Source organism: Parvibaculum lavamentivorans DS-1, from assembly GCF_000017565.1.
GTDB classification, from domain to species: domain Bacteria; phylum Pseudomonadota; class Alphaproteobacteria; order Parvibaculales; family Parvibaculaceae; genus Parvibaculum; species Parvibaculum lavamentivorans.
Genome location: NC_009719.1, coordinates 1,857,222 through 1,871,664 on the forward strand (window position 1 = coordinate 1,857,222; position 14,443 = coordinate 1,871,664).

The 14,443-nt window shown below is 62.8% G+C and carries 14 protein-coding genes; 6 read left to right on the top strand and 8 right to left on the bottom strand.

From position 1 onward, the window contains the following. Entirely contained in the window at window positions 1–1,119 is a 1,119-nt protein-coding gene (aroB, locus tag PLAV_RS08690) for a 3-dehydroquinate synthase (RefSeq protein WP_012110629.1), read from the bottom strand. After that, entirely contained in the window at window positions 1,112–1,738 is a 627-nt protein-coding gene (locus tag PLAV_RS08695) for a shikimate kinase (protein ID WP_012110630.1), read from the bottom strand. Before PLAV_RS08695 ends, aroB begins: the two co-directional genes overlap by 8 nt. A gap of 242 nt (window positions 1,739–1,980) precedes the next feature. Between PLAV_RS08695 and PLAV_RS19650 the strand changes: the two genes are divergently transcribed. The 3 genes from PLAV_RS19650 to xerD are packed head-to-tail and all read left to right on the top strand — an operon-like array spanning window position 1,981 to window position 5,037. Then, window positions 1,981–2,124, top strand: coding sequence for a hypothetical protein (locus tag PLAV_RS19650; protein WP_168713184.1), 144 nt, complete (start codon window positions 1,981–1,983; stop codon window positions 2,122–2,124). Next, window positions 2,105–4,060: a hypothetical protein gene (locus tag PLAV_RS08700; RefSeq protein WP_012110631.1), complete on the top strand. Its 1,956-nt coding sequence runs from the start codon at window positions 2,105–2,107 to the stop codon at window positions 4,058–4,060. The genes PLAV_RS19650 and PLAV_RS08700 overlap by 20 nt, the downstream gene beginning before the upstream one ends. A 17-nt stretch (window positions 4,061–4,077) precedes the next feature. Beyond that, the gene (gene xerD / locus PLAV_RS08705; protein ID WP_012110632.1) at window positions 4,078–5,037 is read left to right on the top strand and encodes a site-specific tyrosine recombinase XerD; all 960 of its coding nucleotides are present in this window, start codon (window positions 4,078–4,080) and stop codon (window positions 5,035–5,037) included. Here the strand turns inward: xerD and sigJ are convergent. From sigJ to PLAV_RS08720, 3 genes are read right to left on the bottom strand one after another with little or no spacing between them, the layout of a single operon-like run. Next, the gene (gene sigJ, locus PLAV_RS08710; protein WP_012110633.1) at window positions 5,034–5,933 is read right to left on the bottom strand and encodes an RNA polymerase sigma factor SigJ; all 900 of its coding nucleotides are present in this window, start codon (window positions 5,931–5,933) and stop codon (window positions 5,034–5,036) included. The genes xerD and sigJ overlap by 4 nt on opposite strands. Further along, on the bottom strand, window positions 5,930–6,484 hold the full coding sequence (locus tag PLAV_RS18885) for a carboxymuconolactone decarboxylase family protein (RefSeq protein ID WP_012110634.1): 555 nt from the start codon (window positions 6,482–6,484) through the stop codon (window positions 5,930–5,932). The genes sigJ and PLAV_RS18885 overlap by 4 nt, the downstream gene beginning before the upstream one ends. A gap of 18 nt (window positions 6,485–6,502) precedes the next feature. Further along, on the bottom strand, window positions 6,503–6,928 hold the full coding sequence (locus PLAV_RS08720) for a hypothetical protein (RefSeq protein ID WP_012110635.1): 426 nt from the start codon (window positions 6,926–6,928) through the stop codon (window positions 6,503–6,505). A gap of 238 nt (window positions 6,929–7,166) precedes the next feature. Here PLAV_RS08720 and PLAV_RS08725 point away from each other — a divergent pair, with 238 nt between their 5' ends. Together PLAV_RS08725 and PLAV_RS08730 are read left to right on the top strand one after the other, a co-directional pair. Continuing rightward, window positions 7,167–8,126, top strand: coding sequence for an acetyl-CoA carboxylase carboxyltransferase subunit alpha (locus PLAV_RS08725; protein ID WP_012110636.1), 960 nt, complete (start codon window positions 7,167–7,169; stop codon window positions 8,124–8,126). A gap of 88 nt (window positions 8,127–8,214) precedes the next feature. Next, window positions 8,215–8,748, top strand: a complete 534-nt coding sequence (locus PLAV_RS08730; protein WP_012110637.1) for a PAS domain-containing protein — start codon at window positions 8,215–8,217, stop codon at window positions 8,746–8,748. Here the strand turns inward: PLAV_RS08730 and PLAV_RS08735 are convergent. From PLAV_RS08735 to PLAV_RS08745, 3 genes are read right to left on the bottom strand one after another with little or no spacing between them, the layout of a single operon-like run. Further along, window positions 8,745–10,511, bottom strand: coding sequence for an SLC13 family permease (locus tag PLAV_RS08735; protein WP_012110638.1), 1,767 nt, complete (start codon window positions 10,509–10,511; stop codon window positions 8,745–8,747). The two genes, PLAV_RS08730 and PLAV_RS08735, sit on opposite strands and share 4 nt — an antisense overlap. Further along, window positions 10,508–11,731: an epoxide hydrolase family protein gene (locus tag PLAV_RS08740; RefSeq protein WP_012110639.1), complete on the bottom strand. Its 1,224-nt coding sequence runs from the start codon at window positions 11,729–11,731 to the stop codon at window positions 10,508–10,510. Before PLAV_RS08740 ends, PLAV_RS08735 begins: the two co-directional genes overlap by 4 nt. 8 nt (window positions 11,732–11,739) lie before the next feature. Then, on the bottom strand, window positions 11,740–12,930 hold the full coding sequence (locus PLAV_RS08745; RefSeq protein ID WP_012110640.1) for an epoxide hydrolase family protein: 1,191 nt from the start codon (window positions 12,928–12,930) through the stop codon (window positions 11,740–11,742). Window positions 12,931–13,072: 142 nt separating this feature from the next. Between PLAV_RS08745 and PLAV_RS08750 the strand changes: the two genes are divergently transcribed. Next, a complete protein-coding gene (locus PLAV_RS08750; protein WP_012110641.1) occupies window positions 13,073–14,434 on the top strand; it encodes a spinster family MFS transporter in 1,362 nt (453 codons plus the stop codon). The last annotated feature ends 9 nt before the right edge of the window (window positions 14,435–14,443 follow it).

Sequence of the window (14,443 nt, forward strand, 5' to 3'; positions counted from 1 at the left end):
TCAGGCGGGCTCCCTTTCCCGCAGCAGAGCGCGCAAGCGGCCGGGATCGACGTCGCGCGTAATGAAGGCATCGCCGATGCCGCGGGCAAGAATGAAGGTGAGCGTGCCGTCCACAACCTTCTTGTCCTGCCCCATCAGGGCGATCAGGCCGTCCGCATCGGGAAGCGGGCCCTCTATGTCCGAAAGGCGCGAGGGCAATCCGGCGCGTGCCAGATGCTGGCGCACGCGCGCCGCATCCTGCCCCGTGCAGAAGCCGAGCCGCGCCGAAAGTTCAAAGGCGAGCGCCATGCCGATGGATACGCCTTCGCCATGCACGAGGCGGTTTGAAAAGCCGGTCGCGGCCTCAAGCGCGTGGCCGAAGGTGTGGCCGAGATTGAGAAGCGCGCGCACGCCGCCTTCGCGTTCATCCGCGGCAACGATCGCGGCCTTTGCCTCGCAGCTTTTGACGATCGCATGGATACGCGCCTCGACGTCGCCTTCCTTCAGCCTGTCGAGATTGACTTCGAGCCATTCGAAGAAATCGCGGTCGCCGATCAACCCGTATTTCACGACTTCGGCATAGCCCGCGAGAAACTCCCGCATCGGCAGTGTCGCCAGCGCGTCCGTGTCCGCGAGCACGAGACGCGGCTGGTGGAAGGCGCCGGCGAGGTTCTTGCCCTGTCTCGTGTTGATGCCGGTTTTGCCGCCGACGGAGCTGTCCACCTGCGACAACAGCGTGGTCGGTATCTGCGCGAAGTCCACGCCGCGCCTGAGGATGGAGGCCGCGAAGCCGGTCAGGTCGCCGATCACGCCGCCGCCCAGCGCAATCACGAGGTCGCCGCGTTCGATCCCTTCGCCGAGCAGCCAGTCGGTCAGCTTTTCCAGTTGCGCGAAAGATTTCGTGCTCTCGCCCGCCGGCAGTTTGATCGCCGAATGACGGATGCCGTTCGCGTCGAGGCTTTTTTCCAGCGCCGGCAGATGCAGCTTGCCCACCGTCTCATCGGTCACGATGGCGACGCGGTTGCGCCGGAGCAGCGGCTTCAGATAGGCGCCTGCATTCGCAATAAGGCCGGGTCCGACGAAAATGTCGTAGGCGCGGTCGCCAAGGGCGACATTCACTTTCTTGATGGTGTCAGTCATTTGCGGCTCCGGCATCTGCATGCTCGCCATGCACCGCGCGGAATTCCTCCAGCTTTTCGAGAATCGCCTCGACGACCGCCTCATGCGGGCCTTCGAGGCTTTCGATAATGATGTCGGCCTCGGCATAGACAGGGTAGCGCTCGTCCATCAGCCGCTTCATCGTGGCTCTCGTATCGCCCGTCTGCAGCAGCGGCCGGTCGCCGCGCTTGCCGACGCGTTTGACGAGGACGTCGAGGTCGGCCTTCAGCCAGATCGAAATGCCTCGCGCCGCCACATTGGCGCGCGTTACCGGGTCCATGAAGGCCCCGCCGCCGGTCGCCAGCACCTGCGGCGCGGCGCCGAGAAGCCGGGCGATCACCCGGCGCTCCCCGGCCCGGAAGGCGGGTTCGCCATGGCGTTCGAAAATCTCGGGAATGGTCTCGCCCGCCGCTTGCTCTATTTCGGCATCGGCGTCCACGAAAGCAAGGTCCAGGCGGCGGGCCAGGCGGCGGCCCACCGTGGTCTTTCCGGCGCCCATCAGGCCCACCAGCACGATGGAGCGTTCGGCCAAAGGCACGGGAGCGAGTATTTCGCCCGCTTCCGACTCAGCCCTTTTCCATTGTCCGCTCTCGCTCGTCATCCTCTTTCGGCCGCGTTTCTACGGCCTTAACCCTGCTGGTCTAGTCTCCGGCGGCTGCCCGGCCCGAAAACACGCGATCCTAGACGATTGTTAACATGGTTGCAGCCTGTAGGGGCTGTAGATAAGGCTTTCCGGCGGTTACGTCGCGCCCAAATTTTGCCGCAAGCGGGCCCTAAGGCTGAAGGGCTGTCCCGGCGGCATGAACCCGGAGGGCCCCTGGAGGCCCAAAAAGAGGAAGAATCATGAGCCGTGCTACCAGCTTTCTTGTCGTCGCCGTCCTTATTCTGGCGGTTTTCGCGGGTGGGCTTTTTTATCTGGACCAGGCCGTCGCGCCTCAGGTTCAGACTGTGGAGAAGGTTCTCCCCAATGAACAATTCTCGCGTTAAGTCCGGCCGGCGGCTCGCCGCGGGCTTTGCGCTTTTCGCTTCGATCTCTCTGCCCGGCGGCCCGGCTTTCGCGCAGGAAGCAAATGTGCTGCAGGCGCCTGAGGGCGCACGGCCGAGCGGTCCCGTGCCGCAATCTCTGGCGGAGCCCTCCGGCAATGCTTCTTCGTCAGGCGGCCCCCAGCGCATCGTTCCTTCCGGCTATGGCGCGACCAGTCCGTCCTCCGTCCAGCAGCAGGTGGAGCCTTCCAAACCCTCGCAATTCTTTCCCACGGGCCAGCAGGCGACGGAGCCAAGTGTCCGTGTCCTGAGCGCCATTCCCGGCAGCGCCAATTCCGGTATCGAAATCGGTTCCTTGTCGGGCGTCGATGCCGCGAGCGCCGGCCTCATCAGCCAGCAGCAAGGCGGTTTCGGCCCCTCGATGTGGCAGGGTGCCTCGCGGGCGGATATCGATCAGTATCTCGCGCGCCTGCCGGTGGCGACCCGCTCTCCGGTCATGAACGACCTGGCACGGCGGCTTCTTCTCACCGGCGCCCAGCCGCCTGAAGGCGGCGGGGGCACCTCGCTTGTGGCGACAAGGCTCAACCGGCTCGTCGCGGCCGGCGAAACGGAAGCCGCGGTTGAACTCGGCAAGGCGGCCGGAAGTCCGAGAAGTCCGGCTGTCGCGGCCGGTCTCGCGCAGGCGGCGCTCGCGCAAGGCGATGCCCGGCTCGCCTGCGACGCGCTGAAGGACATTCCGCCGGGTAATGATCCCGCCCATGACGCGATGGCCGCTTTCACGGTCAAGCTCAGCAGCTATTGCCAGATATCGGCGGGCAATCCGGAAATAGCGAGCCTCACCGTCGATCTCGCACGGGAGGAAGGGCTCGACGACGCGCTTTTCTACTCGCTTGCGGGGCAGGCATATGCCGGCATCATGCTGCGCGCGCCGGAGCCGAACAGGCTGAGCATCATCGATGCCTCGTTCTACCGGCTCGCGGAGCGCGAGCTTCCCGCCAACGCGGTCGAAATCGCGGAGCCGGCCCTCTTGCCGCAGCTTCTCGCCGATCCCTCCGTTTCCGATGACATGAAGGTCGCGGCCGCCGAGCGTGCCGCTGCCTATGGCCTCATTCCGGGCCGGGAGCTTGCCGCCTATTACAGCAAGCCGCAGTTCACGCCGGAACAGATGGCGGGTCTTCTCACATCGGATATCCCCGAAGCCTCGCCGCTGCGGCGTGCGATGATCTATCAGGCAATTGGCGGTGCGGTTGCGGCCGATGAGCGGATCCAGCTCTTCAAGCTCGCCTTTGCGACGGCCGAATCGGCAGGCCTCTACTATCCGACCGTTGAAGCACTATATCCTGAGCTTGAGAGTCTGACGCCGTCCGACGCGTTGCGGCCACTGGCGCCTGCCGCGACCCGTGCTTTCCTTGCGATCGGCGAGCGCAGCAAGGCGCAGGAATGGTTCTCTCTATTGGCTTCAGGAGGCCAGATGATCGGTCGCGATGTTCGCGAGCTGTCGGGTCTGATGCGGGTCGCAGGCGGTTCGCCACAGGCTTTCAACAGCGAGCAGGCTTCGGCGGAAATCATTGCCGATCTGAAATCGGGCGTGAAGTCGACGAAGGTTTATGCCGCGAGCGAGGCAATGTTGCTTGATGCGCTCGGCTTTCAGTTAATGCCTGCGGTGTGGGAAGCGTTGCTGAATGCGCGCGATGCACTCGGCGGCACGGTGCCGCCCGAGGCTCTTCTCAATCGGTTGCAGGCGGCTGGCCGCAAGGGCGCGGTCGGCGAAACGGTAATGCTGGCGCTCGATGCGTTGGGCGAAAGCGGTCCGGGGGCGGTCCATCCGAGGGCGGCGGCACAGGCAGCCGCCAGTCTCAAAGCTGTCAATCTGGAAAACGAGGCCCGGCTTCTCGCGCTTGAAGCTTTGCTAGCACGGAGCAATGCCGGCCGCGGTTGAGTAAAGAGGTGAGTTACATGTCGAAAGAGTCTCAGGAGCGCGGGCATCATCTCGAAGCTTTTCTGGAAATGTTGAGTGCCGAACGTGGCGCCGCGCGCAACACGCTCGACGCCTATGAGCGCGACCTGAAGGATTTTTCAGGCTTCCTCGTTTCGCGCGGCCGCGATCTCGTTCAGGCATCCGCGAACGACATCCGGCAATATCTCGAAAACCTCTCGGACCAGGGCCTTTCCGCTTCGACGGCGGCTCGGCGTCTTTCCGCCATTCGCCAGTTTCACGGCTTCCTGTTCGCTGAAGGGGTTCGCACCGACGATCCTTGCGGTTCGATCGAAGGTCCGCGCCGGGCACGGCCCTTGCCGAAGACGTTGACCGTGGAGGAAGTGGACGCGCTTCTCTCGGCCGCCCAGCGCGCGGAGGATGGCCGCACGCAGGAAGAAAGCGTGCTTGCCTACAAGCGCGCCCGTCTTGTCTGTCTCATGGAAGTTCTCTACGCCACCGGGCTTCGCGTGTCGGAGCTGGTCGGCCTTCCTCTGTCCGCCGTGCGCGGGCAGGAGCGTTTTCTCGCCGTCAGCGGCAAGGGCGGGCGGGAGCGGCTCGTGCCTCTTTCGGAAACCGCGCGCGCCGCAATCGATGCCTATCTGCCGCTTCGCTCGTTGCGTCTTGGCGAGCAGGTTTCGCCCTGGCTTTTCCCGTCGCGCGGCAGGCAGGGACATCTCACGCGTCACCGCTTCGCGCAATTGCTGAAGGACCTCGCCGTTGCGGCCGGGCTCGATGCGAGCCGCGTTTCGCCGCATACGCTGCGCCACGCCTTCGCCAGCCATCTTCTCGCCAATGGCGCGGATCTGCGCGCGGTGCAGCAGATGCTCGGCCATGCCGACATTTCAACCACGCAGATTTACACGCATGTGCTGGATGAGCGGCTGAAGGAACTGGTGCAGACGCATCATCCGCTGGCAAAGAAAGGCAAGGCGTCCTAACGCCTTAGGTCGACCCGCTGCAACTTGTCGGGATTGCGCATCATATAAAGCGCCGAGATTTTTCCGTCGATGACGGCGAAGCCGAGCGTCGAATGGACGCCTGTGTCGTCGTAAGCGATGAAGCCAGGCAAGCCATTGACGATGGCGGGTTCCAGCCTGAAGCCGTCCGGCCGTTTCCTCAGAATGCCGAGCAAGAAGCGCATGACGTGATCGGCGCCGTAAATGGGGTTGAGGGCCGCGAGCGCCTTGCCGCCGCCATCCGAAAGAAGAACGACATCCTCTGTAAAGCAATCCAGCAGCGCCTTCGGATCGGCGCTTGAAATCGCGGCGCTGAAGGCGGCCGCGAGGCGCGCATGTTCGCGCGCGCTCGTGTCGAAGCGGGGATGCGTTTCCTGCACACGGCGGCGCGCCCGGCTTACCGTCTGGCGGCAAGCGGCTTCCGACTTGCCGAGCAGGGCCGCCAGTTCGCCATAGTCGTAGTCGAATGCGTCATGCAGCAGGAAGGCGGCGCGTTCTTCCGGCGCGAGCCGTTCGAGCACATGGAGAAGCGCGATCGAAATATCGTCGGCAAGCGCGAGGCGGTCCTCCGGTGTCGGTTCGCTTTCGCGCGCGGCGGTTACGATGGGTTCGGGCAACCAGGGTCCGACATAGGTTTCCCGGCGCGCACGGGCGGTGCGGAGCTGGTCGATGGCGAGCCGCGCCACGGCGGTCACGAGCCATGCTTCCGGGTTGCGGATGCCCGCCGTGTCAGTGCCGCGCCAGCGCAGCCAGGCTTCCTGTACCGCGTCTTCCGCGTCGCTCGCCGAGCCGAGAATGCGGTAGGCGACGGCGAAGGCGCGGCCGCGATGGCGCTCGAATGTCTCGTCCGGCGTGGCCGGCTTCGTCGTTGCGGTCATGCGGCTGCCGCCTCCCTCCGGCGCGCGTTCGTCTCCTCGCCCTCGATCACGACGCGCTGGCATGACTGAGCATATCCCATTGCGCGCTTGACCGTCGGGAAGACACGTGTCGATGCGACGGCGAGGGCGATCTCGGTTATTCCCGCTTTTCCCCACCAGCGTTCGATGACGGGTCTCAGGTCGTCGGCATGGATGTCGCGTGCCGCGATCGCGCGGGCAAATTCAAACGCGGTCCGGGTGCGTTCGTCCATCGCCGCGAGGTCGCCCGCGACGGCGGCGCGGAGGACCTGCGGCGTTGCGCCGGCGGCGAGTAACAGATTGATGACAGTTTGAAGGCAAGGACCGCAATCCTCGGCATGGACGGCGGCAATCCGCACCGCGCAGTAGGCGTCGAGAGGGAGGGTGGGCCGGAAGCGGCTCATCGGCACGAACAGCACAAACCGCCAGAAACCGCCCGGTGCGGCGCCGTAAATATCCCGCATGAAATCCGCGCTTTCGCCGGTCGCGATTTCCTGCTGGCGGATCAGGCGTTCGATAAAGGCTTTCAGCATAAGGGTTTCTCCTTCAGATCATGCCGCGCGCGCGGGTGCGCACCACCAGGCGAGAAAGATCGAAACGGCGACGGGAAGGAAGACGCCGGGCATATCCATCAGGATGTGTTCGGCCGGCAGGCGCCCCGCCGCGATGTCCCAGACATGCAGAATGGCGTGCAAGCCGAGGAAAAGAGCGCCCGCACCCACAAGCGGCACCGCCTGCGCAGGCCAGCGAATGGCCGCAAAGGCAAGCAGCGCCAATGTCAGGTAAGCCATGCCGATATCGCGCACGAAATGGGGATTGTAAGGCCCCGTATTTGCGACACCGTCCACCCCGGCGTACCAGCCTTGGGGGTCGGCGAGCATCCAGAGCGCGTTTCCGAGCCACACAAGCGCCCAGAGTGCCAGTGCGGCCTTTTTGAGCGAGGAAAACCCGCTCGCCGGGATGGTGATGGTCGTCATTTTCAGGTCTCCGCAGGTATCGGGTCAGGGTTTTTCACCTATCAGACGAGCCAGGGGGCCGCTTTGTGACCGGCGTCCCGAGAGCCGCAGGATTCCGCCATTTACCCTTCCCGCGCTGGCCGGTTGACAAGCAGGCGGGGGCGGGCCAGTGTGCCGCGCACTTGCAATAGCTGGTCCCTGCCAGAGGACCGCTGGCCGGATCCCGCGAAGGCGGCCGGGCGGGAGCTGCCGGAGCGCGATGCATACCTATCTCGATTTCGAAAAGCCGATAGCGGAACTGGAAGGGAAGGTGCAGGAGTTGAAGCTCCTTGCGCAGGAGGACCCGTCCGTCAGCATTGGCGATGAGGTGTCGAAGCTGGAGCAGAAGGCTGCCCAGCTTCTGCAGGAAACCTATGCCTCGCTTACGCCCTGGCAAAAGGTGCAGGTGGCGCGCCACCCGGCACGGCCGCATTTCCTCGATTATGTTGAACGGCTGGTGGAAGATTTCACACCGCTCGCCGGCGACCGGCTTTATGGCGAAGATTCTGCGATTGTGGGCGGCCTTGGCCGTTTTCGCGGCCGCTCGGTCATGTTTATCGGCCACGAAAAGGGCTCGGATACGCAAGGCCGCATCAAGCACAATTTCGGCATGGCGCGGCCTGAAGGTTATCGCAAGGCGATCCGTCTGATGACGCTGGCCGAACGGTTCGGGATTCCGGTGGTGACGCTTGCCGATACGTCGGGCGCCTATCCGGGCATGGAAAGCGAAGAGCGCAGCGTGGCCGAGGCGATAGCGCGGTCGACCGACCGCTGCCTGTCGCTCGGGGTGCCTCTGATTTCCGTCGTGATTGGTGAGGGCATGTCCGGCGGCGCCATCGGCATCGCCTGCGGCAATCGGGTTCTGATGCTCGAGCATTCGATTTACAGCGTTATTTCGCCGGAAGGCGCCTCATCCATTCTCTGGCGCAGTTCCGACAAGACGAAAGACGCCGCGACCGCGATGAAGATCACCGCACAGCATCTTCATGAACTGGGCGTGATCGACCGGGTATTGCCGGAGCCTGTCGGGGGTGCGCATCGCGAGCGGAATCAGATGATCAAGGAAACCGGCGACGCGATTGCCGAGGAGCTGAAAGGCCTCGAGAAGCTCGATGCCGACTCCATTCGCCGCGTCAGGCGCGAAAAATTCCTGGCGATGGGCCGGATCGGCTTTTCCTGAGCCTTCCCGCATCGGGCGATTCACTCTGCGTTAAGCACTGCTACCTAGAACTGAAGGGCGCCGTCCCCCTTTATTCAGGCAGTTTGTCATGCTCGCGGAACAGCCAGATATATTGCAAGCCGCCGGCACGAAGCGGTTTTTTGAATACTGGAACCATCTTCCGAAGACGGGTGTTGCCCCGGATCGCCGCGACTTCAATCCAGCGCGCATAGCCGCCCTTATGCCGGCCGTGACGCTGCTCGAAATCTTTTCCGATACGCAGGTTTTGCAGCGCCTGACCGGCACGGGCGTATGCAGGGCCATGGGCTTCGACCCGACAGGGAAGAACATGCTGGAGCTGATGGCGCCGGAGTTGCGGTCGGATTATGTGAAGCTCATCCAGACTCAGCTTTCTTATCCCTGTGGCCGGTGGAATATCATCCGCAGCCGGCGCGAGAGCATGATAGATCGCGCCGAGGTGCTGACGCTGCCGCTGCGTTATGGGCCCTCGGACCGCTGGATGATCTTGTCCTATTTCGGCGGCATCGGCGCCGTCGCCTATGAGCCCGGTCCATACGAGATCCTTGGCTACGAGGAAACGCAGTGGCTGGATATCGGCGCAGGTATTCCTGACCGCGTCTAAAGGGGCCAGGCGAAAAGGATCATCGGCACGGCGACGAGCGTCACCACAATTTCGAGCGGCAGGCCGAGCCGCCAATAGTCCGAGAATTTATAGCCGCCCGGCCCCATCACCAGGGTGCTCGACTGATGCCCGATAGGTGTCAGGAAAGAACAACTCGCGCCCACCGCCACTGCCATCAGGAATGCGTCCGGGTTCACGCCGAGTGTCTGCGCGATGGCGATTGAAATCGGCGCCATGATGAGCGCCGTCGCCGCATTGTTGATGATATCCGTAACGAACATCGTGACGACAAGCAGGAGCGTAAGTATCGCCCAAGGCGGGAACATGCCCGCCGTCGCGACAATGCTTTCTGCGACCAGTACGTCTGCACCCGTGTTCTGCAGCGCCTGACCCACCGGTATCATCGCGCCCAGCAACACGATCACCGGCCAGTCGATGTGCCGGTAAAGATCGCGAAGCGGCAGGATGCCGATGACGACATAGAGGACGACAGCAGCAAGAAATGCGACCGCGAGCGGCAGGACGCCCGTCATCGAGAGGACGATGGCACCCGCGAAAATTGTGAAGGCGGTGCCGAGACGCCGTGGCCCACCGAGACGAAGCCCGCGCTCCGGCAATGGCAGGAGGCCGAGCTCCGCCGGGAATGCCGATTCTTCCCCATCATGCGTCTGGAGCAGCAGCACGTCTCCCGTCTGGAAGCGCACATTGTGGAGGCGGCCGCCGATGGGTTGGCCCTGCCGCGCCACGGCGAAAAGGTTGAAGTCTTCCGGTGCGCGGCGCATCAGCGTCCGGGGGCCGAAGCCTATAAGCGGGGAGTTCGGGCCGACGATTGCCTCGACCAGCCTGAGGTCTGGCTCGTGGGCGTCGCCAGAGCCATCTGTCGCCACCAGTTCCAGTCCCTGGTTGTCGAAAAACTCCGTCAGGTCGGCCGGATCCGCGCGCAGGATGAAGAGATCGCCTGCAGCGATTGGCTGCCAGTTCTCGGGTTCGTAAAGCTCGCCGTTGTCGCGTATGCGGGCCGCAATTGCCACGTCCTCGTTCATCGCACTTTTCATATGCGCAACTCGTTTGCCGACGAGAGGACTCTTCTCTTTCACCCGCACCTCGATGATGTATTCCTCAAGGCTGAACATTTCGGCGGCGCCGCCCTTGCGTCCGCGCGGGATCAAGCGCGATGCGCCGAGCGAGATGAACAGAATGCCGATAATGGCGACCGGCAGACCTACCCAGGCGAAATCGAACATTCCGAATGCCTCGTCTGTGTAGGAATGGCGGAAGCTCGCAATGATGATATTGGGCGGTGTTCCGATCAGCGTAATCATGCCGCCCAGCATCGAGCCGAAGGCAAGCGGCATCAGCAGGATTGCCGGCGGCCTGTTGCGCTCTGCCGCCGTCGCGAGCGCGACAGGCAGCATCACGGCGAGGGCTCCGACATTGTTCATGAAGGAGGAGGCAAGGGCGACGATGCCGGTCAGCACCGCGATATGACCGATATTGGTTCGCGTCAGCGGGCCGATACGGCGCACGATGACATCCACAAGGCCGGACGAGCGCAATGCTTCGGAAACGACGAGAACGGCCGCCACGGTGATGACTGCGGGATGGCCAAAACCGGCGAGTATCTGGTTCCTGTCAACCAGGCCTGCGAGCGATACCGCGATCAGCGCAATCAGCGCAACGATGTCGTGGCGCAGCTTGCCGGAGGCGAAGAGCACCAGTGCGAGTGCGAGGATGCCGAACGACAATCCCTGCTCAAATGTCATTTACCCGTCTTCTCCTGACCAAGCCCCATTTCCGCGAAGGCGTCGCGTACGTCGTCAGCAAAGAGTTCCGGCTCTTCCATCGCCGCGAAATGGCCACCGCGATCCATGACGCGCCAGCGGACGATGTTGTAGCCGCGCTCCGCCCATGAACGCGGCGTGTCCGGCAATACGTCGATCGGATATTCGGAATAGGCGGTCGGAACGGTCACCCTTTCTCCCGGCTTCAGAAGCGCCGATCCCTCGGCAGGCCCGGCCTTGTAGAGCGTATTGGCGGAATTGATCGTGCCGGTGAACCAGTAAATAGAGAACTGGGTAAGAATGTGATCGAACGGGAAGCGCGCGATCATGCCTTCCATGGTGTCGGACTTGTCGGTGTCGCCGAGGCGGTAATATTTGTCGGCAAGCCAGCCGGCAAGGCCGGCCGGGCTGTCCACCAGTCCGAAAGCGAGAGCCATTGGCTTCGTGGACTGGATCGAGCGATAGCCTTCCTCCCGGCGCCACCATTTCTGCATATCCGCAATCCAGTGGCCTTCCTCTTCGCTCACTGGCTTCTGGCTTTCATGCTTCAGCGAAGGACGCAGTGGGAGCATGGTGAGGTGGATGCCAAGCAGGCTGTCTGAATGCTGAAGCGCCAGCCGCGATGTGACGAAGCTGCCCCAATCGCCTGCCTGCGCGGCATATTTGTCGTAGCCGAGGACTTCCGTCATCAGCCGGTGCCAGAGATCGGCGATTGCGGCGGGCCCAATGGGTTTCCTCGGCAGCGATGAAAAACCGTAGCCGATCAGCGAGGGAACGATGACGTCGAAGGCGGGGCCTTCGCGGCCATATTTTTCCGGATGCGCCAGGGGATCGACGACATCGAGAAATTCGCGAAACGTCGAAGGCCAGCCGTGAGTGAGAATAAGCGGAACGGTGTTGTCACCGGTGCCGCGCTCATAGATGAAATGGATCGTATGATCCTCGCCCTCATCATCGGTCAGCGTCGCCCGGTATTGAGGGAAGCGGTTCAGGCCTTCCTCGATTTTCGGCCAATCGAAATCGTCGCGCCAATATTCGACCAGCCGCTCCATGTAGGAAAGGCTGGTGCCATATTCCCAGTGCTCGTTGCCTTCCGGCTCGTTCGGAAAGCGGGTGCGCTGCAGGCGGCGTTTCAGGTCGGCGATCTCTTCTTCCGGAATGTGAACAGAGAAGGGATCTGCGGGGATGATGCGGTGAGACATTGTCGGGATCAGCCCTTTACCTGCTTCACGAAGCCGAGGACGTCGTCGGCGAAGACCTTGCCCGTTTCAAGCGCGGCGAAATGGCCGCCATGCTCGAAGTCGGTCCAGCGTTTTATGTTGTAGCCCTTCTCGACCATGCTGCGCGGAGGGAAGACGAGGAATTCCTTCGGATAATTCGCGATGGCCGTCGGTATCTCGACCTTGGTGCCGGGCGCCATGCCGTTGCCACCTTCTTCGAACAGGCCCCGGTAGAACCACGTGGCGGTGTTAAAGGTTCCAGTGACCAGGTAGATCATGATGTTTGTGAGGAGCTGGTCCTTGGTGAAGGCATTCTCGATATGCTCCCGCCCGTCCGGGCCGCGCCGGTCAGACCAGCCGTTGAACTTTTCGACGATCCACGCCGCGGCGCCCACAGGGCTGTCCATCATGCCGTAGGAAAGCGTCTGCGGCTTCGTCATCTGAAGCCGGAGATAGGCGCTTTCGAGTTCGAAGGTCATCGCCGCGCCTGCCGCCCAGGCTTTCTCTTCATCGGTTTCGGGCAGGGCGGCCGGGCGAAGGCCATACATGTTGAGGTGGACGGCCTTGCAACCGCCGCCTTTGGCCACGCTGTGCTCATAGGCAATCCAGCCCGAGACGACCGAGCCCCAATCGCCGCCCTGTGCAATATAGGTCTCGTAACCCAGCACCTCGCGCATGAGCTTGTCCCAGAGTGCGGCGGTGCCGCGCGGGCCGATGGGCTTCTTCAGCTTGCCGGAAAAACCATAGCCGGGCAGCGAGGGTACGACGAGATTGACCGCGTCTTCCGGCTTGCCGCCGAACTTCTCGGGATGAACGAACATCTCGATCACGTCATAGAATTCGAAAACCGAGCCCGGCCAGCCATGCGTCAACAGAAGCGTTTCCGCGCCGGGGTTTGCCGCCTTGATATGAATGAAATGCAGCTTCTGTCCGTCCACCTCGGCGTGGAACTGAGGAAATGAATTCAGCCGCTTTTCCGCCGCCCGCCAATCGAACTTGTCGACCCAATAAGTGCAGAGCGTCCGCATATAGTCCATATCGGTGCCGTAAGCCCACCGGTCGGCGCCCGGCGCGATCTTGGGCATCTCGTGCCATTCGTAGGCGCGCACTTTCGCCATGATGGCATCAAGCTTCCCTTGGGGAATGTCGATGGTGAAGGGAGCAGGCGTCGTCGCGGTCATGTCGGTCTTCCTTTTCGGCCGTCCTTGTTGCCGGGGATTATGGCAGCGGCGCGGCTCGCCGCAAGCAATGCCCGCGATTGCGGCGGCGCGTTCGCGTCTCTAGAGTTGCCGCACAAGAACAAAAAGTTCGAGGGGAACAGGAATGGCTGAAGCCGCAGTGGAGAAAGCTGCACCGCCCGCGACGTTGTCGCCGGGGTACAGGCGCTACGCACTTTTAATTCTGGTGCTCGGCTACACGTCGAGCCATGTGGACCGCAACATCGTCGGCATTCTGATGGAGCCGATCAAGGCGGATCTCCTTCTTTCAGACACGCAGCTCGGTTTTCTTTCCGGCATTGCCTTCGCCGTCTTCTATGCAACGCTTGGCATTCCGATCGCGTTGTGGGCGGACCGCGGCAACCGCCGCAACATCATCGCCTGGGCGATTGCAATCTGGAGCGGCATGACGGCCCTTTGCGGCCTTGCGACGAATTTCGTCCAGCTCGCGGCGGCTCGCGTCGGCGTGGGCATCGGTGAAGCGGGTTCAAGTCCGCCATCGCATTCCATGATCGCCGATATGTATCCGCCGAACGAACGTGCCAGTGCCATGGCTGTCTATTCACTCGGTGTCTATTTCGGCGTCATGATCGGCTTCCTCGTCGGCGGCTGGGTGGCTGTCTGGTATGGCTGGCGCGCGGCCTTTTTCGTGGTCGGTTTGCCGGGCCTCATTCTGGCATTGCTCGTCCGTTTCACGCTGGTGGAGCCGGAGCGCGGCGGTGCGGACGGCATAGCGCCGGAAAAACATGCGCCGCTCAGCTTCCGCACGGCGGCCAATACCGTGAAGGAAGGCTTCCACCATCTCTGGCGGACGGCTGCGGCGCGTCACGTCGTCATCGGCGTCACGATTACTTCCTTCGTCGGCTATGGCGGCGTCATGTGGGGTCCCGCCTTCCTCATCCGCACGCATGGAATGTCGATTGGTGAGGTTTCGACGTTCCTCGCCTTGCTGGTCGGCATTGTCGGCGGCCTCGGCGCTTATATCGGGGGACGGTTGACGGATCGTCTGGCGCAGAAAGATGTGCGCTGGAACACATGGGTCGTCGCGTGGGCGAAGCTGATCGTGGTGCCTTTCATCGTCGCCTTCTATCTCTCCGACAATTGGGTCGCCTTCCATGTGGCGGGTTATCCGGTCTCGATCCTCTGGGTCATCTATGTGCCGATCTCGTTCCTCGGCGCCTTTTATCTCGGACCGTCCTTCGCGATGATCCAGACGCTGACGCCACCTGCCAAGCGCGCGCTTGCGTCGGCGGTGATGCTTTTTATCATCAACATCATCGGTCTCGGCTTCGGGCCGCAATTCGTCGGGATCCTGTCGGACTTCTTCAACTACTCGATGGGCATGGGAACGCAGTCGTTGCGCTGGGCCTTGTTCGGCACGGCCTTGCTCAATGTATGGGCGGCGGCGCATTACTTCCTCGCCGGCCATCAACTGAAAAAGTCGCAATCGGGCGGGCATCGCGCCTGAGTGCTTGCC